Annotated in this window: 18 protein-coding genes and 1 riboswitch; of the genes, 9 read left to right on the plus strand and 9 right to left on the minus strand. The window is 60.2% G+C overall.

Annotation, left to right across the window (positions count from 1 at the left end; genetic code table 11):
* Positions 1–18 precede the first annotated feature (18 nt).
* Together D0N36_RS01020 and D0N36_RS01025 are read right to left on the minus strand one after the other, a co-directional pair.
* Positions 19–1,425, minus strand: coding sequence for a lamin tail domain-containing protein (locus tag D0N36_RS01020; RefSeq protein ID WP_116939192.1), 1,407 nt, complete (start codon positions 1,423–1,425; stop codon positions 19–21).
* Positions 1,335–2,627: a hypothetical protein gene (locus tag D0N36_RS01025; RefSeq protein WP_116939193.1), complete on the minus strand. Its 1,293-nt coding sequence runs from the start codon at positions 2,625–2,627 to the stop codon at positions 1,335–1,337. The genes D0N36_RS01020 and D0N36_RS01025 overlap by 91 nt, the downstream gene beginning before the upstream one ends.
* Before the next feature lie 163 nt (positions 2,628–2,790).
* Here D0N36_RS01025 and D0N36_RS01030 point away from each other — a divergent pair, with 163 nt between their 5' ends.
* Positions 2,791–3,786, plus strand: a complete 996-nt coding sequence (locus D0N36_RS01030) for an aspartate-semialdehyde dehydrogenase (protein WP_116939194.1) — start codon at positions 2,791–2,793, stop codon at positions 3,784–3,786.
* Positions 3,787–3,905: 119 nt separating this feature from the next.
* Here the strand turns inward: D0N36_RS01030 and D0N36_RS01035 are convergent, their stop codons facing one another.
* A complete protein-coding gene (locus D0N36_RS01035) occupies positions 3,906–4,547 on the minus strand; it encodes a T9SS type A sorting domain-containing protein (protein ID WP_190242461.1) in 642 nt (213 codons plus the stop codon).
* 1,560 nt (positions 4,548–6,107) lie between these two features.
* Positions 6,108–6,869 (minus strand): alpha/beta fold hydrolase, encoded by a 762-nt coding sequence (locus tag D0N36_RS01040; RefSeq protein WP_116939196.1) that lies wholly within the window; start codon positions 6,867–6,869, stop codon positions 6,108–6,110.
* A gap of 98 nt (positions 6,870–6,967) precedes the next feature.
* Here D0N36_RS01040 and D0N36_RS01045 point away from each other — a divergent pair, with 98 nt between their 5' ends.
* Together D0N36_RS01045 and D0N36_RS01050 are read left to right on the plus strand one after the other, a co-directional pair.
* Positions 6,968–8,230, plus strand: coding sequence for an AAA family ATPase (locus tag D0N36_RS01045; RefSeq protein WP_116939197.1), 1,263 nt, complete (start codon positions 6,968–6,970; stop codon positions 8,228–8,230).
* A gap of 233 nt (positions 8,231–8,463) precedes the next feature.
* Positions 8,464–8,796: a hypothetical protein gene (locus D0N36_RS01050; RefSeq protein ID WP_116939198.1), complete on the plus strand. Its 333-nt coding sequence runs from the start codon at positions 8,464–8,466 to the stop codon at positions 8,794–8,796.
* 63 nt (positions 8,797–8,859) lie between these two features.
* Here the strand turns inward: D0N36_RS01050 and dxs are convergent, their stop codons facing one another.
* Positions 8,860–10,800: a 1-deoxy-D-xylulose-5-phosphate synthase gene (dxs, locus tag D0N36_RS01055; protein WP_116939199.1), complete on the minus strand. Its 1,941-nt coding sequence runs from the start codon at positions 10,798–10,800 to the stop codon at positions 8,860–8,862.
* A 373-nt stretch (positions 10,801–11,173) separates the two neighbouring features.
* Here dxs and D0N36_RS01060 point away from each other — a divergent pair, with 373 nt between their 5' ends.
* On the plus strand, positions 11,174–12,259 hold the full coding sequence (locus tag D0N36_RS01060; protein ID WP_116939200.1) for a lysylphosphatidylglycerol synthase transmembrane domain-containing protein: 1,086 nt from the start codon (positions 11,174–11,176) through the stop codon (positions 12,257–12,259).
* 20 nt (positions 12,260–12,279) lie between these two features.
* Here D0N36_RS01060 and D0N36_RS01065 read toward each other — a convergent pair whose 3' ends face one another.
* Both D0N36_RS01065 and D0N36_RS01070 read right to left on the minus strand, forming a co-directional pair.
* Positions 12,280–14,886 carry an erythromycin esterase family protein gene (locus D0N36_RS01065; RefSeq protein ID WP_116939201.1) on the minus strand — a complete coding sequence of 869 codons (2,607 nt, stop codon included), beginning with the start codon at positions 14,884–14,886 and terminating at the stop codon, positions 12,280–12,282.
* Between the two features lie 176 nt (positions 14,887–15,062).
* Entirely contained in the window at positions 15,063–15,482 is a 420-nt protein-coding gene (locus tag D0N36_RS01070; RefSeq protein WP_116939202.1) for a hypothetical protein, read from the minus strand.
* A gap of 237 nt (positions 15,483–15,719) precedes the next feature.
* Here D0N36_RS01070 and D0N36_RS01075 point away from each other — a divergent pair, with 237 nt between their 5' ends.
* The 4 genes from D0N36_RS01075 (at position 15,720) to D0N36_RS01090 (ending at position 20,695) form a co-directional block, all read left to right on the plus strand.
* Positions 15,720–16,007, plus strand: coding sequence for a LysM peptidoglycan-binding domain-containing protein (locus tag D0N36_RS01075; RefSeq protein ID WP_116939203.1), 288 nt, complete (start codon positions 15,720–15,722; stop codon positions 16,005–16,007).
* A gap of 348 nt (positions 16,008–16,355) precedes the next feature.
* Positions 16,356–16,479, plus strand: a riboswitch (SAM riboswitch).
* Between the two features lie 366 nt (positions 16,480–16,845).
* Positions 16,846–18,222: an O-acetylhomoserine aminocarboxypropyltransferase/cysteine synthase family protein gene (locus D0N36_RS01080; RefSeq protein ID WP_116939221.1), complete on the plus strand. Its 1,377-nt coding sequence runs from the start codon at positions 16,846–16,848 to the stop codon at positions 18,220–18,222.
* A 178-nt stretch (positions 18,223–18,400) separates the two neighbouring features.
* On the plus strand, positions 18,401–19,414 hold the full coding sequence (locus tag D0N36_RS01085) for a homoserine O-acetyltransferase family protein (RefSeq protein ID WP_317191421.1): 1,014 nt from the start codon (positions 18,401–18,403) through the stop codon (positions 19,412–19,414).
* Between the two features lie 3 nt (positions 19,415–19,417).
* The gene (locus D0N36_RS01090) at positions 19,418–20,695 is read left to right on the plus strand and encodes a homoserine dehydrogenase (RefSeq protein ID WP_116939204.1); all 1,278 of its coding nucleotides are present in this window, start codon (positions 19,418–19,420) and stop codon (positions 20,693–20,695) included.
* 92 nt (positions 20,696–20,787) lie between these two features.
* Here D0N36_RS01090 and D0N36_RS01095 read toward each other — a convergent pair whose 3' ends face one another.
* Positions 20,788–21,927, minus strand: a complete 1,140-nt coding sequence (locus tag D0N36_RS01095; protein WP_116939205.1) for an alpha/beta hydrolase — start codon at positions 21,925–21,927, stop codon at positions 20,788–20,790.
* A 221-nt stretch (positions 21,928–22,148) separates the two neighbouring features.
* Between D0N36_RS01095 and D0N36_RS01100 the strand changes: the two genes are divergently transcribed.
* Positions 22,149–23,057: a S66 peptidase family protein gene (locus D0N36_RS01100; protein ID WP_116939206.1), complete on the plus strand. Its 909-nt coding sequence runs from the start codon at positions 22,149–22,151 to the stop codon at positions 23,055–23,057.
* A 78-nt stretch (positions 23,058–23,135) separates the two neighbouring features.
* Here the strand turns inward: D0N36_RS01100 and D0N36_RS01105 are convergent, their stop codons facing one another.
* A complete protein-coding gene (locus D0N36_RS01105) occupies positions 23,136–24,425 on the minus strand; it encodes a MutS-related protein (protein ID WP_116939207.1) in 1,290 nt (429 codons plus the stop codon).
* Positions 24,426–24,571: the final 146 nt, after the last annotated feature.

Below are 24,571 nucleotides of genomic sequence, written 5' to 3' on the forward strand. Positions count from 1 at the left end.
CAGTTGTTGCCGATGATTCTACAGCCTCGCCCCCACCACTACCGTTTTGCGGTACTCGCTCTTTTCGCCGCTGTTGGGGCGCAGCAGTTCAATGTGCAACACGTAGTAGCCCACGGCGGCTTTCTGGCCCCGGTCCGTCAGGCCATCCCACTGAAAAAAGCCGCTGGTGGCCAGCGTTTCGTTGCGCACGAGCCGGCGGGCCAGGCGGCCCTGGGCATCGTAAATCGTGACGCTGGCGGCGTAGCCGGGCTGGTCGAGGACGTAGTTGAGGGTCGTCAGGTCCTGCTGGCCGTCCTCGTCGGGGGTAAATACTTCGGGTTCTATCCGGAAAGTCTGGTCGCCACCGGGGTCCTGCTGGTACTGCGAGTTGGGGCGGCCAGGCGTGGCGTAGCCCGCGGCGCTGGCCGCCGAGTGGAAGTTGGCGCCCGTGCTCGGCCCCTCAGGCCGGATGCGCTCCAACGACACGCCATTCTGGTCGTCGAGCAGCTTCAGGTGCATGCTTTTGTTGTAGGCAAAGCGGTCCAGCAGCTGGTTGGTTGCCGAGGTCAGCACCACGATGCCCGCATCATCGGGGTACGAGGGCAAGCTGGGCATTCCGAGGAAATTGGCCGGCTCCGAGCTGTTGGGGTAGGAACTCTGGATGTTGGCCGGGTTGGTCGTGAGCACCACCAGCTGGCCGGGCGCCAGCACGTAGGGGCCGGCGCTGATGGGTTTCTGGTCCACGGCGCCGTCGGGCTTCTCGCTGCCCAGCTGCCAGCCCTGCACGTTCAGGTACTTGGCCGAGCGGTTGAGCAGCTCCACGAAATCGACGCCGCCGGTACGCGGGTTGAACAGGATTTCGTTGAGCACCACGTCACCGGCCGCTACCGGCGCGGGCAGGGCCAGCGTTACGGCGGCGGCCGGTCCGCTGGCGTTGCCCACGCAGTCGGTGGCCTGCTGCACGGTCAGCGTCAGGGGCTGGTTGGGCTGCAGCGGCGTACTCAGCTGGAGGTCTATCAGTCGGAAATCGGGGCCGACGGGTAGTACCCGGGCCACGCCCATGGCCGGCGCAAACGTGTAGCGGGCGGGGTTGGAAACGGCCGCGCTGTCGAGCTTCTCACTGAAAAACAGCCGCACCAGCGTAGGCGACAGGGCCACGGCCCGCAACAGAGCCGGCGCGGTGCGGTCGGGGTTGGGGGTGCGCACCGAGTTGGCCCGGCCGGGTGTGCCGCCGCTAGCGTCGTTGCTGGCGGTCCAGTTCTCGATGCCGCCGCAGAAGTTGGCCTCGTCCACCATTTCCAGGCTCCAGCCGCCTTCCTTCTTGCGGTTATCCTTGTACCAGCTGTCGGAATAGGTTACTTCGAACAGGGTGCGACTGTCGCGGCCCGATAGCACCAGCTGGTCGCCGGCATTGCTGAGACTGGGGAAATTGGTGAGGGCAAACACCTTCCCGAAGGCCGCAAACTGGGCCCCACGGGTGCTGCCGCATACCACGGCGTACTCGCCCGGCAGCAGCGTGCGCCGGCCGGAAACACGGCCGGGTTGGCCGTGCTGCCGCCCTTACTCAGCCGCACACCCGCCAAATCGAGCGTGCGGGTGGCCGAGGGGTTGTGGATTTCGAGGTACTCGGAAGCAGGCAAACCCACGACCGGCGTTTCGTCGGCCATGATTTCGGTGATGAGTAGCTGCCCAAACTGCGGCACGGCCAGCATGCCCGCGAAGCTGAACGCGGCCGTGAGCGGGCCAGCGGCTACGTTGCCGTAGAGGTCGGCCACTTGGCGCACTTCCAGCGTGCCGCCGCCGGCCGGCAGGTCGGCGGCCAGCGTGAGGTGTACCAGGGCCGGGTTGGCCGCGTCGCGCTGCGCGGTAATTACGGCCGGGCCGCCGGGCAGCTGGTAGCTGGCAGCGTTCTGGGTGGCGGATACGGCCTCATTGAACGTGGCATCGAGGGCGCGCGGGCCCACGCCAGCTGCCTGCACCGAGGCGGGCGGGGTCGCGTCGAGCACCCTAAAATCATCGAAGTAAAAGGCCTTGTTGTTGGCCGACGAATAGGTGAGCAGTACGCCAAAAAACGCGCTGCGCTGGTGCGTGGCATCGGTTCCGCTGCCCTCGCTCGCGAAGCTCTGGCCGCCCGTCAGGTCGCGCTCCAGGGTCCAGACGTTCTGCACCGAGCGCGTGACGCGCACCCGCACGAGGTTGTTGGTGGCCGAGCTAAGCGTTCCATCCTGACCATTGACGACGTAAACGGGGCTGCCGGTGGCATCCTGGCGGAACAGGGCCACCTCGTCGGGGGTGCCGCCCAGGCGCACGAAGTAGCCGCGGGTGCCGCTGGTTTTCAGGTCGGCGCGGTCGGCCATCAGCCACACGTCGGCGTAGTTGCCGCTGCTGGTGGCCAGCTTCAGGTTGGCCCAGAACGTCCAGCTGGTGCCGGTGCTGGCCTGGCTCGCGGTGGCCAGCTGCAGCTCGGTGCCCGTAACGGCCGGGCCGTTGCTTTGCAGCTGGCGGGCCGCATTCACCTGAAACGCGGCCTCGTCGCCGGTCCAGGCGGGGTTTTGGCTGAAGTCGCCGTCGATAAATTCGTCGGTTAGCTGGGCCTGGGCGGCAAGGGCGGGCAGCAGGAGCAACAGCAGGGGTAGCAGTTTCTTCATCGGATTTTCTCGCAGGGGTTCGCGGAGGGACACGCGGAGGGAAACCGCCTTTCAGCCTCTGCGCATCCCTGCGCAAACCTCTGCGAGAAACACGCATAAGCCAAAGTCAGTAACCGCAGGTAAGATAACCGCTTTACCTTTACCAGCTCAACCAGAAACGAATATGAAAGTAGCCGTAGTGGGCGCCACCGGATTGGTCGGCACCGAGATGCTTAAAGTGCTGGCCGAGCGCAACTTCCCGGTCACGGAGCTGCTGCCCGTAGCTTCGGCCCGGTCGGTGGGACAGGAAATCGAATTCCGGGGCCAGAAGTACCAAGTGGTGAGCATGGACGATGCCATTGCGGCTCGTCCGGCAGTGGCCATTTTCTCGGCCGGCGGCGCTATTTCGTTGCAGGAAGCGCCCCGTTTTGCCGCGGTTGGCACCGTGGTTATCGACAATTCCTCGGCCTGGCGCATGGACCCGACCAAGAATCTGGTGGTGCCCGAAATCAACGCCCACACGCTCACGGCCGACGATAAAATTATTGCCAACCCCAACTGCTCCACCATTCAGCTGGTAGTGGCCCTCAACGAGCTGCACAAGCGCTACCAGGCCACCCGCATCGTGGTGAGCACCTACCAGAGCGTAACCGGCACCGGCAAGCAGGCCGTCGACCAGATGATGCAGGAGCGCGCCGGCCAAACGCCCTCCAACCCCGCCTACCCCCACCGCATCGACCTGAACGTGCTGCCCCACATCGACGTGTTTCAGGACAACGGCTACACCAAGGAGGAAATGAAAATGGTGCTGGAGACGAAGAAAATCTTCGGCGACGACTCTATCCGCCTCACCGCCACCACCGTGCGCGTGCCCGTGATGGGCGGCCACTCCGAAGCCGTAAACGTGGAGTTCGCCCAGGAATTCGACCTCGAAGACGTGCGCGAGCTGCTACGCCACACCGAAGGCGTGGAGCTGGTAGACGATGTGCAGAATAACGTGTACCCCATGCCCCAGGACGCCCACGGCCGCGACGCCGTGCTGGTAGGCCGCCTGCGCCGCGACGAAACCCAGCCGAAGACGCTCAACATGTGGGTAGTGGCCGACAACCTGCGCAAAGGCGCCGCCACCAACGCCGTGCAGATTGCCGAGAAAATGCTGGAAATGGGGCTGATTGGCTAGTTTTTACTGGCTGAGCTGCGCTGATTACCGCTCGTTTCAATCTAGCTTAACACAAATGAGTCGCCCCCTGTAAAAGGAGGCGGACTCATTTATGTTAAGGAAAAGCGGAAGCTAGTAGCTTAGCGACGAACCAGGCGGACTACTTGGCGTTGCTGGTTCTGGCTAATGGATATCTGGTATACACCCGCTTTCCAGGCAGCAGCTTCGGGCAGCGGTATCTCCATCAGGCCGTCCTTGGCCGCTACTGCTTTCAACAGTACCTGCTGACCAAGCATGTTATACACTTCGAGCCGTACGGGCGCAGTGGTGGCTGCCACGAAACGGATGGTAGCGGAGCCAGTGGTAGGGTTTGGCAAAACAATGGCAGCCAATGCATTCTTCGGGCCGGACACGGTTAGCGCCCGCACGCCCGAAAGCACATCGGCCCCCGAAAGGTCTACCTGGCGCAGGCGGTAGTAAAGCAACGAGGCTCCAGTTGGAACAGGCGTTGGGTCGTCGAAGCGGTAGTTGGTGGTTGCCCCGCTGGTGGTACCGGCTCCGGCTACCTGGCCAACGGCCCGAAAGACGCTTCCATCAAAACTGCGCTCTACTACAAAGTGACTGTTATTGATTTCAAAAGCCGTAGCCCAGCGCAGTTCCGCAGCCCGGCCCTTCCAGGACGCCGTAAAGCTGGTCAGGCCCACCGGAAGAGGTGTGTTGCCTACACGAACTACCACCTCGGCCGAGCCAGGGCAGCCTCCAACGGCCGTTGGGCCGGTCACGGTGTAGCGAGTGGTAGTGGTCGGACTAACGGTTAGCGAAGAATTCGCATTCTTTGTTTCTGTTGTAACCCCTTGTGAAAAAGCCGTATAAGTATAAGAACCGTTAGTTCCGCCCGTTGAGTTGAGGGTCACAGACTGGCCCGATGTAATAGTAGAAGCAGTGGAAGAAAGCGTGAGGTTATTGGTATTCACGTTGATTCGCTGCACTACATCTGTCGAGCCGCAATTAGCGGTATTAGTTGTTACCGTGTAAAAGGTAGAAGTGGTAGGCTTCACATTCAAAGTGTTACTAGTGCTAGGCACACCTATAACTGTTCCACTGGCATCACGGAAAGTATATATAGCACCGGAAACACCACCTGTCGCCGTCAACGTTACATCAGTATTTGGACAGATAGCTCCGGTTACTGTAGTGCCACCCACAGCAGCACTCAGATTCAGAGTGGGAGTGAGTGTAAGTCTGACCTCCCCAGCTTTATCGTTCTGGCAACCACGAATAGCGTGGACAAGTGTATAACTGGTTGCACCGGAGGAATTAGCTTCTAAAGTAAAAGTGGTTGACCCATTTTGCGCAGTTAAGACGGTTACAAATTCTGTATTGGTAGGAAACCCCCTGTTGGGTACTGTGACATTACCCACATAAATTCTCGTTTCACCGCCACCGTCATTATCACCTTCGATTATTGTGAAAGTGGCCTTGCCACTGCCATCAGGGCAGTATGAAACCGCTGTTAAGCCAGATCCATTGTTGTAATTGGTAGCGGCTGCAGCACCCGGGTAGCGAACCGAATACTGTCCGGAACACCCTGCAACAGATGCGCTTTGGGCTCCAATCATCAGTCCCATCAGAAGGATGGCTATTTTGTACAAGTTTTTCATGTGGCTTGTCCCTCACGGGCTTAATGTTGGTTTTTGGGCGAAACGTTTTGAGATAAATTTAGATTCCTTAAGCCAGGGAAAACATCTATCTTCTCTAATAAATCAGAAAAGGCATCCGAAATCAGAGCAGAAAATCTCCAGCTAACACGGCGCCCTATCTGAATTCGTGGCGGTAAAAGTGCCACCTTTCGCCCCCTTTGTTACATTAATGGTTGACCACCCCGAGCAATTGGGGCAAACAGGTACATCCGCAGTAGGAGCATTTTTGTTGTATGATGATGCCGCGAAAGAGGGAGAGGCACTAGCAACTTTCCCAAACACCTTTAGCTGTAAGCGGTACCCGCGTTGAGAAGGGTCTTGATCAAGTAAATCAGGAACAGAAAAAGCGAGTACGGCTTTATGCAGATTGATTTAAGGGTAACGAGTGGCCGTAAGAAGTGCGTAGAAAGACCAAAGTTTGCATGAAGCTAAAAGTAAATATACTAGGCATTTAACTGCCATACTGATATAAGTACTTTCTATTTAACTATTATCTTAAAAATCATATACTCATACCCATCAATCATAAAATTTGCTAGTATTTTATACAACAAATGCAATTTTTTGAATCGCAGCCCTTTTCGTCGTCCGTTACGGATTGCCTACTAAGCGAACTTCCTCTACTTTCCTTCTTGGTTGCCCTTATTCCCCAAATACCCCCGCCGCAAACTCCAGTACGGCCCGCTGCGTTAGCTCCGGCGCCTCGAAGTATCCTAAGTGCCCTACATTCTGCAGTAGCAGGGCGTGGCTTTGGGCGGGCAGAGCCAGTTGGGGCAGCAGCGTTTCCAGCGGCACTGCTGGGTCATCGTGGCCGCCGATGAAAAGCACCGGAAACTTGGCGTCGCGCAGGACCTGGGTGCGGTCGGGGCGGACTTTCATGGCTTCGAGGCCCCCGAGGATAGTGGTTTCGGGCGTGGCTTTGCCGATTTTTTCGAGGCGCTGCTGCTGCCGGCTCAGCCGGTCGCGGTTGGCTGGCGCGAGAAGCGGCCGGATAAACGAGCTCATGAACTTATCGAGGCCGTGGCGGCCGATGAAGGCGGCATTTTTGTCGCGGTTTTCGCGCTTCTCGTCGGTATCGGCTAAGGCGGTGCTGTGGAAGAGCACGAGGCCGGCCACGCGCTCGGGTTGTGCTTCGGCCAAAGCCAGGGCCACGTAGCCACCCATGCTGTGGCCCACGAGCATCACCTTTTCCGTGTCAGCGGCGTCTAGCTGCTCCAGCATGGCCCGCGCCTGGGCCTCCATGGCGTAGTTGGCTACCGACGCGGGGTTCGGGCCGTGGCCGGGCAGCGCGGGCGTCAGCAGGCGGTAGCCAGCCGGAAAGCCGCGGGTGAAGTCGGCCCAGATGGCGGGGCTCTCGGCAAAGCCGTGGAGGAAGACGAGGGTAGGTTGAGTGGCAGTGGGCATGAGTGAGGGTTGGTTGCGTATAACCCTACCTGCTACGCAACCTGCGCAGAAAGTTATCTTTGTTTCCCGCCGCTCCGGCGGCCCCACGCCCCACTGCCATGAACGAGCAACTCACCGTCAAGAACTTCGGCCCCATCAAAGACGCCACCGTGGACTTCAAGCGGGTTACGGTTTTTATTGGGCCTACTGGCGGGGGCAAGAGTACGTTGGCGAAGCTTAAAGATATTTTTAGATATAGAAAAAATTATATAGTAGATGAATCAATATCTCGTCATCCAAGGTTTGATAGTTTCGATGCCTATAATGAACACTCATTAGGAAATTATTTTTCAAACGAAACATATTTGGATTATAGTACATCCATTGGCAGTGTAGAATTTAAGAACAATTATCATTTAATAAGTTTAAATATGAATTATTTAAGAGACAACGTTAAATCTAGCTCTACAACAATAATGGAGCAATTAAAGTCAATTAGTGAAAGGGCAAATAAGGCAGTTGTTCTACAGAATGAGGGTAAAGATTATAGTGAGATAAATAAAAGTATATTAGAAGATGTATCTCTGATTATAGAAAAACTAGAGAAGATAGATTCCGGTGAAAATACTAGAGAAGAATTTCCTAAAATAATAGCTCCGAATAATGTTTGGTATTGTCCTTCTGAAAGAATATTTGTATCAGCGCTTGAATACTCTTGGGCTGGTATATTACGTGATGATATAGGTTTACCGAGAAGTATTTTAGCTTTTGCTAATAGCTTCTCTATATCCCGTAAGGATATCACAGAGCTAGACATTCCATTATTTAATGTAAAGTATATTCATTCAGATGGGAGGGATTTTATCAAAATCCCAGAACGTGAAGAGCCACTAATGCTGCTAGAAACTGCTAGCGGCATCCAGTCCGTGACCCCCATGCTGGTGTTACTGGAGCATCTTTCGCGGCAAAAGGAGCAGGTGCAGAGTTTCATCATCGAAGAACCCGAACTCAACCTGTACCCGACCGCGCAACAGGGCCTGATGAACTGGCTGGTAGAGAAATGCACGGCCGGCGAAAACGACCTGACGATAACCACGCACAGCCCCTATATTCTCTCCCATCTTAATCTTCTGCTTTATGCATATCAGGTTGCTGAAAATCATCCTGACCGCGCCGATGATGTGGCGAAGCTTGTGCCGCGGGAAAGCTGGATTAATCCCAAGGAATTTGCCTGCTATCAGGTGGAGGGTGGCGGCGTTCAGTCGTTGGTAGATGAGGACTTAGGCCTGATAGACAACAATGAACTGGATGCGCTATCTGGTGATGCTGCTGATGCCTTCGATAACCTTATCCGTTTATCTAAATCGGTGGCCGTAAAATGATAGACGCTATCCAGACAGCTTATCCTTCTAGAAGGGATTTCCCTTGTATCAATGCCCATACAGATAAACTATTCCATGTCTATGACCCGCCATTATCCGAAGTGGCTGATGACTCGAAGGCCGTCCGCCGGCGTGAGCCTTGCGCCCGCCGAATTGGAGAACCGGCTATTACTGATTTAACTGTTCACAATCCGCAAGCGCACACAGTGCATTTGGTTGCTATCGACAGTTGCATGTATGAATCAGGCGACTCCACGCGCTGCGACTGTGCCTTGGTGCGGAAGCAGGAAGTCCGTTTTGTGGAGTTCAAGCATGGCACCTTCAGGCGACGCGCCGACCGCATCAAAGAGTGTATTCCCCAGTTGGCCGCTACCATCAACGATTTCATCATGGCCGGCATTATTGCCCCTAAATCGGTAGTATTAGCCATTGCCTGCGTAGGCTTTCAGGAGGAATTTCCACCCCGCACGGCCCAGCTTGACGCGCGCATCCTACAGCTCAACAAGCTTGTTGGGTCAGATGTAGTGGTTGAACTATTGGTCACCGATTCAACTACTTTCGCTTAAGCGCAAAAAGCCCCACCGGACCAAAATCCGGCGGGGCTTTTCAATTCCAAGCGAAACCAACTCTTACAGCAGCACCTTCTCCGCTACCGGCTTCACTGCTTTGCCGCTCAGCTCGCGCAGGGTGGTGGCAATGCCGGCTACGTCGAAGCCGCACTCCTTGTACAGCTCGTCCTGGGTGCCGTGTTCTACTACGCGGTCGGGGATACCGAGGCGGCGCACGGGCAGGGCGTAGCCGTTATCGGCCATGAATTCGAGCACCGCCGAACCGAATCCGCCGGGCAGGCAGCCGTCTTCTACCGTCACGATGGACTTATACTTGCGGCAGATGCGGTGCAGCATTTCCTCATCCAGCGGCTTGCAGAAACGCATATCGTAGTGGCCGGGATTGAGGCCCTCGGCGACGAGCTGCTGGGTGGCCTTGGTGGCGTAGTTGCCGATATGGCCAATGCTGAGCACCGCCACGCCTTCGCCCTCGCGCACTACCCGGCCGGTACCGATGGCAATTTTCTTCAGCGGCGTGCGCCACTCGGGCATCACGCCCTCGCCCCGCGGGTAGCGGATGCTGAACGGGCCGGCGTTTTCGGGCAGCGTGGCCGTGTACATCAGGTTGCGCAGCTCCTCCTCGTTCATGGGCGCCGAAACCACAAGGTTGGGCACGCAGCGCATAAAGGCCAGGTCGTAGTTGCCGTGGTGAGTAGGGCCATCGGCGCCGGCAAAACCGGCCCGGTCGAGGCAGAACACCACGTGCAGGTTCTGCAGCGCCACATCGTGGATGACCTGGTCGTAGGCCCGCTGCATGAACGAGGAGTAAATGTTGCAGAACGGCACCAACCCCTGGGTGGCCAGACCGGCCGAGAACGTAACGGCGTGCTGCTCGGCAATCCCCACGTCGAAGGCGCGGTCGGGCATGGCCTTCATCATGATGTTCAGCGAGCAGCCCGAAGGCATGGCCGGCGTCACGCCCATGATTTTGTCGTTGGCCTCGGCCAGCTCCACAATCGTGTGCCCGAACACGTCCTGATACTTGGGCGGCTGGGGCTTGTCGGGCGTTTTCTTGTAAATCTCGCCCGTAATTTTGTCGAACAGCCCCGGCGCGTGCCACAGGGTCTGGTCCTTTTCAGCCAGCGCGTAGCCTTTGCCCTTCACCGTCACGCAGTGCAGCAGCTTGGGGCCGGGGATGTGCTTGAGGTCTTCCAGAATGGTAGCCAGGTGCTGCACGTCGTGGCCATCCACGGGGCCAAAGTAGCGGAAGTTGAGCGCCTCGAACAGGTTGCCCTGCTTGAGCAGCGTGGCCTTCATGGCCTGCTCGACGCGGCGGGCAATCTGCTGAGGATTGGGGCCGAACTTGCTGAGCTTGCCGAGCACGTTCCACAGCTCATCGCGCACTTTGTTGTAGGTGCGTGAGGTGGTGATGTCGGTGAGGTATTCCTTGAGCGCGCCCACGTTGGGGTCGATGCTCATGCAGTTATCATTGAGAATAACCAGCAGGTTGGACTTCTCGACGCCAGCGTGGTTGAGGGCCTCGAAGGCCATACCGGCCGTCATAGCTCCGTCGCCAATCACGGCAATGTGCTGGCGGTCGAACTCGCCCTTGTAATCGGAAGCCACGGCCATGCCCAGCGCCGCGCCGATGCTGGTGGAGCTGTGACCCACCCCGAAGGCGTCGTAGGGGCTTTCGCTCCGCTTCGGAAAGCCCGACATGCCCTGATAGCGGCGATTGGTCGGGAACTGGTCGCGGCGGCCGGTCAGGATTTTGTGCCCGTAGGCCTGGTGGCCCACATCCCACACCAGCTGGTCGTGGGGCGTGTTGAAGACGTAGTGCAGGGCCACCGACAGTTCGACCACGCCGAGCGAGGCACCGAAGTGGCCGCCGTAAATCGAAACCGAATCAACGATGAACTGGCGCAATTCCTGGCTCACTTGCACCAGTTGGTCGGGGCTGAGCTTTTTGAGGTCGTCGGGGGAATTAATTTCCGCCAGCAGGGGCCCGGGTTCAACAATCATGCGCGCAGGGGTAGAAACGAAGGGATAAGTAGCGTTGCAACCGCCGCCCGGTCCGAAAGTTATGCTCGTGGCCGGCCCGACAATAGGCAACGGGCAAAGTTACGGGTTTTCCGTTCCGGCGGATGAAGTAAGGAATTGGGGAGTGAGTGAAAACGAACAGTGTCATGCTGAGCGCAGGCGCAGCCGCAGTCGAAGCATGACACTGTTCGTTGCTGACAATGGAATTACCAATGCGGTAGAGATGCTACGACTACGCTCCGCTTCGCTCAGCATGACACCGTTCTTTCCAAGATCCTTATCCAACGGAACCCAACCTTACGCCCCTCTACGCAACCCAACCCCAACCAACCATTCAACCCGCTACCTTTGCCGGATGCCACAGCTTACCAACGCCACTTCCGAAGACCAGCAACTGCTCGACAAGCTCCGGCCCTCGCGGATTGTGCTGCCAGTACTGATTGGCCTGGGCGTAGTAGGCTTCATGTTCTGGCGCAGCTACAAACCCGGCGACTTGGATGCGCTGGCCAACGCCAAGCCCCTGTGGCTGTTGGTGATGCTGGTGGTGCTGGTGGCCCGCGACGCCGGCTACGTGTACCGCATCCGCTACCTCACCCAGAAAGTGCTGAGTTGGCGTGCCTCGCTCGACGTGATTATGCTCTGGGAATTCTCCTCCTGCATTCTGCCCTCGGCAGTGGGCGGCACGGCCGTGGCCCCGGTGCTACTGCACAAAGAGGGCATTCCGCTGGGCCGGGCGGTGGCCTACATCATGGCCACCGCCATGCTCGACAACATGTACTATGTACTCATGGTACCGCTCGTAGTGCTCATCGGGGGCGAAACGCTGTACCCCTACGAGGCCCTGCACGGCGGCCTGATTACCACGCTGCGCGTCGGGTTCATTCTGAGCTACGTGTTCGTAACGGCCTACGCCCTGCTGATGGTGTACGCCATCTTCATCAACCCCCAGGCGGTGCGGCGGCTGCTGGTGCGGCTGTTTTCGGCGCGGGTGCTGCGGCGGTTCCGGGGCCGGGCCTACCTGCTGGGCCACGATTTGGTGCAGGCTTCGGCCGAACTGCGTGGCAACGGCCGCACCTACTGGCTGCGGGCGGCCCTAAGCACGTTCTTCGTCTGGACGGCCCGCTACCTGGTTATCGGCTGCCTCATCGGGGCATTTATTGATGTGGGCTGGACCGAGTTCTGGCTGATATTCGGCCGCAACCTCACCTACAAAGTTATCCTGCTGATTGCCATTACGCCCGGTGGCGCGGGTATTGCCGAGGGGGCCTTCCCCACGTTTTTCGGCAAGTTCATCGGCACCGCCACCATGACCAACTTCATGGTGCTGCTCTACCGCATCACCACCTACTACCTCTATCTGGTACTCGGGGCCGTGTTCCTGCCCCGCTGGGTAGCTCGCATCTACGGCACGAAAAAGGTCCAGGAAATCATGGAGGCGTAGCGCGCATCCTTTACTTCACGTTATGGCCGCGTAGCCTCCAGGGCTGGGGCCGGCTCGGCGGGCACGGGGCGCTGGTAGGTTTGCCAGAACTCGGGGTGGTAGGGCACTTTGGGCACTTGGTAGATTGCGCCGCCACCTAAATCTCCTTTTATTTTAGGGTCCGGTATTTCACTGGCGGCAACCTGGGTAGGCGGCGCGAAATACACTTCGCAGGTCAGCTGCCGGTAGAATGGCTTCTTTCCCAGTACGCGCCCCACGGCAGCGGCTTGCGCGATGCTGGCGGCCGCGTAGTAACGGCCATTTTCCATCCGCTGGTAGGTTACCACGTGGGCGGTGCGGCTGGTAGTGTATACCCGGTCGTATAGCCTGGAAATAAGGTTGCCTCGCCCGTAATATTTATGGGCCACCGCGTTATTTTGTAGCGTATCGTCCTGCCACAGTGCCTCGTAGCGTACTACCGCGTAGTTATCCTGCCGCACATACACCCGGCCCGAGTAGCCCGCCGTCAGGGACACACCAGTAGCGCGGTGGCTGGCGCGTTTGGCGGCGAAACGAATAACGTACACCGACTCTCCCCCTATCTGCTCAATTGTATCCAGGCGTAGCTGATATTTACCCATTGTACTGCTTTTAAACAGGGGCGAGATTCGGACCGGGTCGAAACCGCCCGCAAAGCCATGTCCCCCTTCGTCCAGCGTAGGGGTCAGGGTAGCGGGCGAAGCTTCAGTCAGTACGTTTTTCTCCTGCACCTGCTCAACCGGCTTAGGTTCCAGCATCAGAAACCCACCTGCCCAATTGCGGTAACCGGCCGGCACCCATAGCTGGCTGGTGTACTCCACCTCGTGCCGGAGCGTGTCGAAATTGATGGCCCGGCGGCGCGTGTACACCTGCTGGGCATAGTTTTGCCGCTCGTAGTTCTTCTCCGCCGCCTGAATCACTTTCTTCATAATCCGCTTCGGATCCTGCGACTGCGCACTTACCCGCACATCGCTCAGGGCAAAGGCCGCCGGCACCAGGCGCACCGTGGCGGCTCCGGCCGCGGCGGCCAGCGTGGCCGGCTCGTAGCCGATGCTGCTCACCTGCACCAGCTCACCCCGGCGGGTTTCTAAGCGAAATTTCCCTTGGGCATCCGACACCGTACCGGCGCTGCGGGCGGGCACGGCAATGGTGGCAAACGGCACCGGCAGGCCGGTTTTGCGGTCGAGCACCACGCCGCTGAGCCGGAGAACCGCGCCGCCAGTTTTGCCCGCCACCGGTCTCGCGGCGGGGTTGATGCGGCCGCCGAAACGCGCCGGGGCCAGCGTGTCGGCCGAAGCGGACTTGTTTTCCGGCCCAGAAGCCAGGGTCGCCCGCGCATGCGGCGGGTTCACGGTCCGCAGAAACAGGAAGCCATCCACGGCCTGGCTCCACGCTCCGGTAAGCGGCTTGTAATCAAAAGCGTACGTAGTTAGTTGTTTATCAGCCGCATCGTGCTTGAGGCTGATAAAACTGTAGGCCTGCCCCTGCGCCAGCAGCGCCGCTTCCAGACTGCCGGCCGCTGGCACCGGTACCGGCGTAGCTCGCCCCCAGGAACCAAAACCATACTCGCCACCGCCCGACAGAGTGCCTAGCACATATACGGCGTCTTCCCCCAATGCCGCCTTCACCGCCCGGCCCATTGGCCGGAACGTTTGGATATCGGCATCGGCCAGCACTTCTACCCGGTTGGCCACATGCAGCAAGGCCGCCCAGCAAATCACCTTCTCTTGCGGGTGCTGGCGCATGTACCAGAGCAGGTTGTCGGCCATCTGCGCGTCGCGTGGGTTACTGTCGACGGCCTTAAAATCGGCCGAATCCTTCAAGGCGGGGTCGTTGGTGGCGTAGTCGCGGGCCATGGCCTGGAGGCTGCGCAGGTTCTGGAGCCAGAACGCGGCCCGCTCCCGGCGCTTAGCATCGGGCCCGGCGGCCACCTTTTCGAGCAGCTTGCGGGCCTTGTTCATCTGTAAGTTGAAAATAACGAGGCTGTTGGCGGGCGGGAAAATGAAGTGTTCCCCCATCATGCTCACGCACTCATCCAGGTAGTCGTAGGCTATGCCGTCGGCCCCCTTTTCGGGCTTAAGGAAGGCCTCCAACTCCTCCAGCAGCTCATCCTGATAAGCGCCGCTCAGCTGCCCATCGAAGCCGGCTACTTTCAGCCCACCTTTGCCCAATAACGGTAGCAGAGGCTGAAATTCCTGGGTATTCTTCCAAACCGAAAACACGCTATTGTCCACCACTTCAGCCGCCGCAGCGCCCCTCTCCAGCTCCCGTTGCGCCCGGTCCAGCTCGTAGAAGCCGCTTTCAAACGCCACGGTGGTAAAACCCATGCGCTCCTTTAAAAAGCGAATCAGCCGGATTTTGGCTTCCGTTACGTTACCCTCGCCGTGGGTCGGCTCACCCAGCATTACCACCCGCGCGCCCCCAATTTCCTGGCGAAGAAACTCCAGATCGGAAAAGTCGGCATCCGTGGGGTCGATGGTGCGGATGGTGTGGGTGGGCAGCGGCACCGGGGCTGTAGCGGCGGTGGATGGGGCGGTTTGGGCCAGGGTGGCGAGGCTGCTGAGCGTGGCCAGCAGGAGGCCGAAAGCGGCCGGTAAAATTCGGTTCATAAACACTCGGATGCGGCTAGGGGCTAAATTCCACAGCAAAGTAGCCCAACTATTTACAACCCGGTAACCGAAAGGCGCAACAGCCACTACGAGGCGCGGCAGGCAGCAACGCAAAAGCCCCTTCCACCAGCGGCGGAAGGGGCTTCATTGCGGATTGTTCGGCTTCGTTCGGAAGGTTACTCCTTCTCCAGGCGCAGCTCCGAGCCGTCGGTGCCTTTGAGGGTCAGCTTGTCGTCGGTCAGCGTTACCACCGTGAAGGTGTTCGACTGGCCGGCACCGTCGGGCATCATAGTGATGGTTTTGGCAGACTGGTCGAAGGTGTATTTGCCGTTCATCGTCTGGGCGCCCGATGTCATATTGTACTGCTTATTGGCGTAAAAGGTCACGCGCTGGTCGTCCATGGCATCGGTCTGGGCAACTTTGTCGCCCGTTGCGTTCATTTCCTTATCGGTTTTCCAGGTTTTGCTGTCGGTGCCGTAGAGCATGTTTACGCCTTCTACTGTGCCTTCCTTGCTGCCGCAAGCGGCCGTGAAGAGCAGTACGAACATGAACAGGCCGGCCAGCAGGCGCGAGGCGGGAGAGGTGAGATTTTTCATGGGGAGAGAGAAAGAATAAGTGAAGGGTTAGGGCGAAAAAAGCGGCCGCTACCGACCGCCGGTAATGCGCCTCTTACGGTAGCGTTGCTCAAGATGTTCGGCCGCCGGCCAATAGCGTTATAGCCTCCGGCGGAGCAGCACAACCTATTGCCTAACACGGCGTAAGAAGGGCCAACATCCAAGCCGCACGGTACTTAACCGTCGGCCGCTCTCTCCTCCACCTAACGTATTACCATCATGGGACTCTTTGATTTTCTTTCCGACAAAGGTGAAACCAAGCCAGTTGCACCCACCACCAATCCTGCCGGCGGCAACACCGACTTCTTCGGCACCGACAAAACTGCCGACACCACGGCAGGCGACACGTATACCGTAGTCAGTGGTGACTCGCTCTCGAAAATCGCCAAGAACCATTATGGCGACGCCAGCAAGTGGCACCAGATTTATGACGCCAACAAAAGCACCATCGGCTCCGACCCCGACAAAATTGAGGTAGGCCAGGTACTGACGCTGCCTAAAGCATAGCTCCTCCGCTTCGCGGAAATATTCAAAAAAGCCACTCTCCGGAGTGGCTTTTTTCATGTCCAATATCGTTGAAAAAAGCGTTCAAAGAAGCACTTTTGAGGCTTGATTGGGGGCTTGAACACCGACCACAGGCGGGGCGGGGCCAAAGGATCATAACAGTGGTTTTCACTAACATTAAAGTCTATACACCTGTTAATCAGTATTATTACCTAATTCAATATAGAAGAATAAGCAGTTGAGAATGGTTGAAAAATAATTTACCATTCTCTTGCATTACAGAAAATAACGGCTATACCTTTGCAACACCAACCCGGTACTGCCCCGCTCGCGGCGGGATAGTTTTCATAGGATTTATACAGAAGTGGCGAGAGCACAGGCTCCCTGACCCACTGGCAACCTTCGACCGCGCGAAAGGTGCCAATGCCTGCCCGACCAGCCCGACCTAACCGTTCGGCGGCGGGGACTATAACCTCCCAGTCCCATGAGCCACTCCCGCGTTTTCGCCCCAGTTTCTCCCACCGCTCCGACCGCCTTCGGGCCCGCCGCTTCGCTGTGGGCTTTCGGCGTTCCGGCCCCGGCCGTTTCGGCCCTGCCGGCTGCCGCTCCTGCTGCCGCCCGAATGCGAATGCGCGGCTGTTGTAGCGCGTGTTGCTGCTGTTGTAGCGGCTGTTAGCCAGCCCCCCGGCCTTGCGGCCTCCCTCCCACCTGACTTTTCTGCCTGCTCCGGCCCCGGCCCGGCGCGCTCTTTCCGCAGCCTTTGCCCGTTGCTTTCTGCGGATTCGTGTGCGAAAACCGGTTGCCGAAAAACAAAAAACCAACAAATAAAAACGAAATAGCCATGTCCAGCCTCCACTTCGAAACCCTGCAACTCCACGCCGGCCAGCAGCCCGACCCCGTAACCGGGTCGCGGGCCGTGCCCATCTACCAGACCACCAGCTACGTGTTTAAAAACGCCGAGCACGGGGCCAACCTGTTTGCTCTCAAGGAATTCGGCAACATTTACACCCGCCTGATGAACCCGACTACCGACGTGTTCGAGCAGCGGGTGGCGGCGCTGGAAGGCGGCGTGGCGGCACTGGCGGTATCGTCGGGGCAGGCGGCGCAGTTCATCGCCCTCAACAACATCGTGCAGGCCGGCGACAACTTCGTGAGCTCGACCCACCTCTACGGCGGCACCTACAACCAGTTCAAGGTGGCGTTCAAGCGGTTGGGCATTGAAGTCCGCTTTGCCAACGGCGACGAACCAACCGCTTTCGAAGCCCAGATTGACGAGCGTACCAAGGCCATTTACCTGGAAACCATCGGCAACCCCAGCTTCAGCATTCCCGATTTTGAGGCCATTGCCGCTATTGCCCGCGCGCACGATTTGCCGCTGCTAGTGGATAACACCTTCGGGGCAGGCGGCTACCTGTTCCGGCCCCTGGAGCACGGCGCCAACATCGTGGTGGAGTCGGCCACTAAATGGATTGGCGGACACGGCACGAGCGTAGGCGGCGTAATCGTGGACGGTGGCACCTACGACTTCGGCAACGGCAAGTATCCGCAGTTCTCGGAGCCCTCCGAAGGTTACCAGGGCCTAGTATTCAGCGACGTATTTGGCAAGAATGGGCCGTTTGGAAACATTGCCTTCATCATCCGGGCCCGGGTAGAGGGCCTGCGCGACTTCGGCCCCTCGCAGAGTCCATTTAACTCCTTCCTGCTGCTACAGGGCCTCGAAACGCTGAGCCTGCGGGTGGAACGCACCGTGGAAAACGCGCTGCGGATTGCCACCTGGCTGGAACAGCACCCGCAGGTGGAGGCCGTGAATTACCCCGGCCTGGCCTCCAGTCCCTACCACCAACTGGCTCGTAAATACCTCAAGCGCGGCTACGGCGGCGTGCTCACCTTCGCCCTCAAAGGCAACAAGCACACGGCCACCCAGTTCATCGACAACCTGAAGCTGGTGAGCCACTTGGCCAACGTGGGCGACGCCAAAACGCTCATCATCCAGCCCGCCGCCACCACCCACCAGCAACTCTCGGAAGAGGCCCAGCGGGCCGCCGGCGTAACGCCCACCCTACTGCGCCTCTCACTCGGCATCGAGCACTTCGACGACATCCAGGCCGATTTGCAGCAGGCCTTCGACGCCGTGCGCAACGCCGCCACGCCCGACAACATTCAGGACGAGCCCCTGCCCGAGCCGGTAGCCGAGCACGAGCAGCCGCTAGAGGTATAGCTTTTTTGAGCTGTTGAAACCGCCGTAGGGGCGGGGCTTGTCCCCGCCCGCCACTTGAACGAGGTCGTGCACAAAAGCAGGCGGACCCGTTCAACGGTGTCGTTCAACAGCCCCGTTTAAGCGGCGGGCGGGGACAAGCCCCGCCCCTACCTCACTTTATCAGCCAAGCCCCCAACCTATGCCCACTCACCAGTTCCAACTCCCGCACCCGCTGCCGCTTGAGAATGGCGGCCAGCTGGCCCACCCGGAAGTTGCCTACCAGACCTGGGGGCACCTGAACGTCGCCCGCGACAACGTGGTGTGGGTTTGCCATGCCCTGACAGCCAACGCCGACGTGGCCGACTGGTGGCCCGGTTTGGTAGGCCCAGGCCGTTACTTCGACCCGGCCGACTGGTTTATCGTGTGCGCCAACGTGCTGGGTTCCTGCTACGGCAGCACCGGCCCGCTCACGCCCGAACCCACTACCGGCCAGTTCGGCTTCCAGGAGTTCCCGCTGCTGACTGTCCGCGACCTGGTGGCGGCCCACGAGGCGCTTCGGGCGAAGCTGGGGCTGGCGCGGGTGCATACGCTTATTGGCGGTTCACTGGGCGGGCAGCAGGCGGTGGAGTGGGCGGTGCAGCAGCCGGACGTGTTCGAAAACCTGGTGCTGCTGGCCACCAACGCCCGGCATTCGGCCTGGGGTATTGCCTTTAATGAAGCCCAGCGGCTGGCCATTTTCGCCGACCTCACCTACCAGCAGAACACGCCGGCCGGGGGCGCGGCCGGGCTGCGGGCGGCTCGCGCCGTGGCCCTGCTCAGCTACCGCAGCTACCAAGCCTACGGCCGAACCCAAACCGAACCCACCGACGCGCTACTCACCGATTTTCGGGCTGCCGCCTACCAGCGCTACCAGGGCGACAAGCTCGCGGCCCGCTTCGACGCCTATAGCTACGTGGTCCTAACCCGCGCCATGGACAGCCATAACGTGGGCCGCGGCCGGGGTGGAGTAGCGGCGGCGCTAAATGGGGTGCGGCCCGCACGCTGGTCATCGGCATCACTTCCGACGGGTTGTTTCCGGTGGCCGAGCAGCAGCTGCTGGCCCGCCACATTCCGGGGGCCATGTACGCCGAAATGGACTCCACTTACGGTCACGACGGCTTCCTGCTGGAGGACGCCCAAATCACCCATTTCCTCGAACGATTCCACTCGCTGACTTATGCCCACTGACGTTGTTTCTGCCGCTCCCCTCACTCCCATTGCCCCTGCTCGTCCCTGGCACATCGGCCTTATCGGCTTCGGCTGCGTGGGCCAGGGCCTCTACGATATCCTACAGCAGCACCCGGCCAGTGGCTTCGTCGTCGCCCGCATCGTGGTGAAAAACCCAGCCAAGGCCCGTACGCTCCCGGCCGAGCGGTTCGAGTTTGATGCCGACGCACTGCTGGTCGACGACTCGCTCGACGTACTGGTGGAGCTGATTGACGATGCCAACGCGGCCTTTGCGCTGGTAGCCGCGGCCCTGCTCCGCGGCCGCCGGGTAGTAACGGCCAACAAGGCCATGCTGGCCCGCCACCTGCCCGCGCTGGTGGCGCTGCAGCGCGCCCACGGTGGTACCTTATTATATGAGGCGGCCGTGTGCGGCAGCATTCCCATCATCCGCACGCTCGATGCCTATTTTGGCACTGAACCGTTGCGGCGGCTGACGGGCATCCTGAACGGCTCGTCCAACTACGTGCTCACGCGCATGGGCGAAGGCGGCACCGACTACGGCCCGGCGCTGGCCCAGGCCCAGCAGCTGGGCTTCGCCGAAACCGACCCCAGCCTCGATATGGGCGCTTTCGACCCGCGTTCCAAGGCCGTGCTGCTGGCCGCCCACGCCTACGGTTTGTTTCTTGACCCCGAGCAAGTACTCAACCTGGGTATCGAGGGCATATCGGCCACGGATATTGCCTTTGCCGCCAGCCGGGGCCAGAAAATAAAGGTGGTGGCTGGCCTGCAGCGCCTACCCGACGGCCGCGTTACGGCCCTGGTAACCCCGCAGCTGGTGGGGCCCGAGTCGCCGCTGTTTGGGGTCGATGAGGAGTTCAACGGCGTGGTGCTGGAGGCCGATTTCGCGGGCGAGCAGTTCCTGCGGGGCCGCGGGGCCGGCGGGCATCCCACCGGCTCGGCCGTGCTGGCCGACCTGGCCGCTCTGCGCCAGGGGTTCGCCTACCACTACGCCAAAACCGCCGCCCCGCCCACTCACGCCACCGACCTGGAAATCGAAATCTACCTGCGCACCGACGAGCCCCGCCTCATCGATCTGCTCGACTTCAGCGAGGTGTCGGAAGAAGCCGACGAGGACGGCTACGTAGTGGGTTACGTGGCCTTAGCGCACCTCATCGCCCACCGCGACCTGCTGCGCGAGTACGGTGCGTTCATCATGCGTACCGGCCAGCTCCGGCCCATTGGCGAGGCAGCTACTCCGGTGCTGGAAACGGCCAGCGGAAGGGTGTAGAGACTCGCTATTTTGCGTCTCATCGTTGCTGAGTTGCTGATGTGGGCCGGCGCACAATGGTGTTCAACAACGAGACGCAAAACAGTGCGGCTTTACTGCGGCGGCCCTACCACCGCCTCAGTTTCCGGAGAGACAGCCGGCAGCGGCAGATTCTCCGGCGGGGCTGCTCCTACCGAATCAACCATAAATCGGCCCAGCTCCACCCGGCGCGGCGGCAGCGCGGCCGTAACAACGGCGGTGCGGCGCGGATTGAGAGCGGCAGCCAATAGCGGGCCGGGCGCACCGGTCCCGAGCAACGGGCGCAGGAAGTCGCGCATCGGCACGAATACCGAATCAATATAAGTGGGCTCGAAGGAATAGGGCACGTGGCCGGCCCCGCGCAGGGGCCGCAGCACATTGGGCACGCCCACAGCCTGGGCGCGGCGGCGCAACACCGCGCTGCCCGCCACTACCTGGGCCGGCAGCGGACCGCCAATGAGGCCTCTATTATAGGGCACAATACCGTCGCGGGTGCCATGGATGCTGAGTAGCGGCACGTCGCCAGCCTGCAGCCAGCCGGCCTGGGCCAGCGCCCCACACAGGTTGATGACGCCGCGCGGGCGGCTGCTATAGCCGGCGTGGCCGCCGCTGCCTTCGAGGCCGCCCAGCGCCGCCAGATTCAGGTAGGCGGGCACTTCGGCAGCCTTATTGAGGTAGGCGGTTTGCAGCGCCATGAAGGCCCCGGCCGAGGAGCCACCCACGAAAATATAGCGCCCATCCACCTTGAAGCGCCGGGCCGTGGCCGCATCGTGACGGAAGAAGCGCACGGCGGCGCGCATGTCTTGGGTGGCCCGGATGGCGGCCCGGCCGATGCCCACGCTGTCGAAGGGGAAGAACAGCAGCCGATAGTCGATGCTGGCGGCCGTGTAACCCAGCCGGGCCAGGCGGGTGCAAAGCTCGGTCATCACCACGTCGTCGCGGGTACCGGTTACGAAGGCGCCCTCATGGGCCAGCAGCACCAGCGGGCGGCGGCGCACCGTGTCGTTGGCCGGCTCGTAGAAGTCGAGGTACAGCGGCTGGGTCTGGCCCAGCAGGCCGCTAACCTGGGCAAATTCGACGTTGCGCCGCACTTTCACTTGGCTGAACAGCGGGCGGTGGTAGCGGCCTTTGGTTGTGTCGGGCGGGGCCGGTTGGGCCCGTAGATTTGGGGCAGTCAGCCCAATCAATAGGAAGAGAAGCAGTAGAAAACGCACGGGTTAGTAACGAAGGATAGCGGGAAAGAGGTGCCGTTTGAGTTGTCAGTTGACAGTTGTTGGAAAGAACTTCATGCAGAGCATGTTGCGCATAGAGCAAGGACGAAGAATCTCGCGTGAAGTCGTTAAAGCTCCTATTGCAGCCTCAGCACGCGAGATTCTTGTCTTGCTCTGAATGACGTTCTTTCCAACAACTATCAACTGGCAACTACTTTTGCCTGATGCTTACCACCGCCCCACCCCCACTCCGCCCCGCCGACCAAGTGGCCATCGTCTGCCCGGCGCGGGCGGCCTCGCACGCCGAGCTGGCCGCGGCCGTAGCCACGCTCGAAGGCTGGGGCCTGTGCGTGCGGCTGGGCGCGAGCACCAACGTAACGCAGCACCAGTTCGGCGGCGCCGACGAAGTGCGCCGCCTCGACCTGCAGCAACAACTCGACGACCCCGAAATCCGGGCCATTTTCTGTGCCCGCGGCGGTTACGGCACCACCCGCATCATAGACGAGCTCGACTTCACGCGCTTCGCTGAAGCGCCAAAATGGGTGGCCGGCTTCTCCGACATCACCACCCTCAACTGCCATCTGCTGGCCCGGGGTTTTCAGAGTATCCACGGCGTAATGCCGCTTTTATTTAATCAGGAAGGTGGGGCCGAATCGTTGGAGAGCCTGCGGCGGGCGCTATTTGGCGAGGCGCTGGCGTATGAGGTGCCGGCCCACCCGCTCAACCGCCTCGGCACTGCTACCGGCGAGCTGGTGGGCGGCAACCTGAGCATCCTGCAAACCCTCACCGGCACCGCTTCCGACGTAGCTACGAGGGGCCGCATCCTGTTTCTGGAAGACATCGACGAGTACCTTTACGCCGTCGACCGGATGCTGGTGCACCTCGACCGCACCGGCAAGCTGGCCGGGCTGGCCGGGTTGGTAGTTGGCCATTTCACCAACCCCCAGGACAACACCATTCCCTTCGGCCTCACGCCCGGCGAAATCATCAACCACTACGCTGCCCACTACCCTTTCCCGGTGGCCCACGGCTTCCCCGTCGGCCACGAACCGCACAACTTGGCCTTGGTAGTGGGGCAGCAAGTTCGGCTGACGGTGGATGAAACGGGAGTCCGGCTATTGAGAGCGGTGTAGGGTGCGGGGCTTGCCCCCGCCCGCCGTTAAGCGGTGGCGTGCGTGTCGTTCAACGGCGGGCGGGGACAAGCCCCGCCCCTACACCATTCTCAGCAGCTCCGGCAGACCTTCCTTATCAAATAGAATCCGGCCGATTTTCAGGCTCGACCAGCCGGGTTGAAGGCGGTAAGAAAATACCGGTAGGCCCTCATGCAGGGTGCATTCTATGCAGAAAGTGCGGCGGCCGGGCTGGGCGGGCAGTTGGCTTTCGAGCTGGAGCAGGTGAGTGGAAATCAGGAAGCACGAATGCGGGAAGGCTGCCAGCCCGGCCACAGTGGCGCGGGTGATGTCGAGGGCGTCATCCACGTTGGTGCCCCGGAATAGCTCGTCGAACACCGCAAACACGCGGCCCGGCCCCTGCGCAGCTTTCAGCACGGCCTTCAGGTTGCGGATTTCGGCCAGGAAGTGACTGTAGCCACCGCTGAGACTGTCGGCCAGGTTGATGGCCACCACAATGGACGAGTAGAACGGCAGCCGGGCCGCGGCGGCCGGCACGCCCAGACCCGCGTGGGCCAGGTACACGCACAGCCCCAGGGCCTTGAGCAGCGTAGATTTCCCCGACATATTCGGGCCCGTCAGCAGCAACACATTATCGTCGGGGTCCAGAGCCAGCGTGTTCTTCACTGGGGCAATTAGCAGCGGGTGGTAGAAATCGGCCAGGTGCAGGCCCGTTGGCTGGAAATCCGGAAACTCGAAGCCCCGTTGACGCAGGCCTTTCGCTACCGACCAACAGGCTTCCAGCCAGAAAAAGGCCATCCAGAAACCGGCCAGCTCCTCCTCATCTACGGCGTGCAGCTGCCGGGCAAAGTCCACCATGCGGCCCGCCGAAAACTGGTCTTCAGCAATGGCTGCGGCGGCCGAATTGAGGCTGAAACGCTCCAGAAACCGGGTAATCGTGCCGAGGCGGGTGCGGGCAAAGGGCGGGAAACCGGTGGGGTCGAGGCGGCGGAAATAGTGCTGCTCCAGCCGCTGCAAAAACATGATAACCTGCACGTAACGCGCGCGGGTACGGTAGCGCGTTTCCTCCGACACCAGCAGCCGCGCCGCCAGCCGCACCCGGTTGGTTTCCAACGCCAGTTGCCCACCCACTACCTCGTGCAGGAACCGCTGCACCTCGGCCAGCTGAATGCGGGAGTAGCTGAAATCCCCGATAACGTCCCACTGGGCCAACAGCGTCCGAAACACGGCCTGCTTCTGCCGCACCAGCTCCGGGCTGGGCGGCAGCTCCCGCAGCAGCCCGCGCACTGCCTCTTCGGCCGCGTGGCAGTGCGTAAAGTTGAACAGCGGCAGGATGTCGGCATCGAGCCGCAGGTCGTCAACGAGGAGCATTTAGTTTGAGCTGTCAGCCTTTGTTCTAGGTAGCAAATCTGCGTAAACAATCAACATAAGCACTTTGGAACAGCCATAACGCGAAGGAGCCCCGGCAGCTTGCACTACTGGGGCTCCTTCGCGTAGAATTGTCCTCTGAACCAAGG

The sequence above is a fragment of the Hymenobacter lapidiphilus genome (assembly GCF_003417065.2).
In the GTDB taxonomy this organism is placed as follows: Bacteria; Bacteroidota; Bacteroidia; order Cytophagales; family Hymenobacteraceae; genus Hymenobacter.

Excerpts from the sequence above, each read along its gene's own strand:
- D0N36_RS01025 (WP_116939193.1), bottom strand. The coding sequence starts at position 2,627 with ATGAAGAAACTGCTACCCCTGCTGTTGCTCCTGCTGCCCGCCCTTGCC.
- D0N36_RS01030 (WP_116939194.1), top strand. The coding sequence starts at position 2,791 with ATGAAAGTAGCCGTAGTGGGCGCCACCGGATTGGTCGGCACCGAGATG.
- D0N36_RS01040 (WP_116939196.1), bottom strand. The coding sequence starts at position 6,869 with ATGCCCACTGCCACTCAACCTACCCTCGTCTTCCTCCACGGCTTTGCC.
- D0N36_RS01045 (WP_116939197.1), top strand. The coding sequence starts at position 6,968 with ATGAACGAGCAACTCACCGTCAAGAACTTCGGCCCCATCAAAGACGCC.
- D0N36_RS01050 (WP_116939198.1), top strand. The coding sequence starts at position 8,464 with ATGTATGAATCAGGCGACTCCACGCGCTGCGACTGTGCCTTGGTGCGG.
- dxs (WP_116939199.1), bottom strand. The coding sequence starts at position 10,800 with ATGATTGTTGAACCCGGGCCCCTGCTGGCGGAAATTAATTCCCCCGAC.
- D0N36_RS01060 (WP_116939200.1), top strand. The coding sequence starts at position 11,174 with ATGCCACAGCTTACCAACGCCACTTCCGAAGACCAGCAACTGCTCGAC.
- D0N36_RS01065 (WP_116939201.1), bottom strand. The coding sequence starts at position 14,886 with ATGAACCGAATTTTACCGGCCGCTTTCGGCCTCCTGCTGGCCACGCTC.
- D0N36_RS01070 (WP_116939202.1), bottom strand. The coding sequence starts at position 15,482 with ATGAAAAATCTCACCTCTCCCGCCTCGCGCCTGCTGGCCGGCCTGTTC.
- D0N36_RS01075 (WP_116939203.1), top strand. The coding sequence starts at position 15,720 with ATGGGACTCTTTGATTTTCTTTCCGACAAAGGTGAAACCAAGCCAGTT.
- D0N36_RS01080 (WP_116939221.1), top strand. The coding sequence starts at position 16,846 with ATGTCCAGCCTCCACTTCGAAACCCTGCAACTCCACGCCGGCCAGCAG.
- D0N36_RS01085 (WP_317191421.1), top strand. The coding sequence starts at position 18,401 with ATGCCCACTCACCAGTTCCAACTCCCGCACCCGCTGCCGCTTGAGAAT.
- D0N36_RS01090 (WP_116939204.1), top strand. The coding sequence starts at position 19,418 with ATGCCCACTGACGTTGTTTCTGCCGCTCCCCTCACTCCCATTGCCCCT.
- D0N36_RS01100 (WP_116939206.1), top strand. The coding sequence starts at position 22,149 with ATGCTTACCACCGCCCCACCCCCACTCCGCCCCGCCGACCAAGTGGCC.
- D0N36_RS01105 (WP_116939207.1), bottom strand. The coding sequence starts at position 24,425 with ATGCTCCTCGTTGACGACCTGCGGCTCGATGCCGACATCCTGCCGCTG.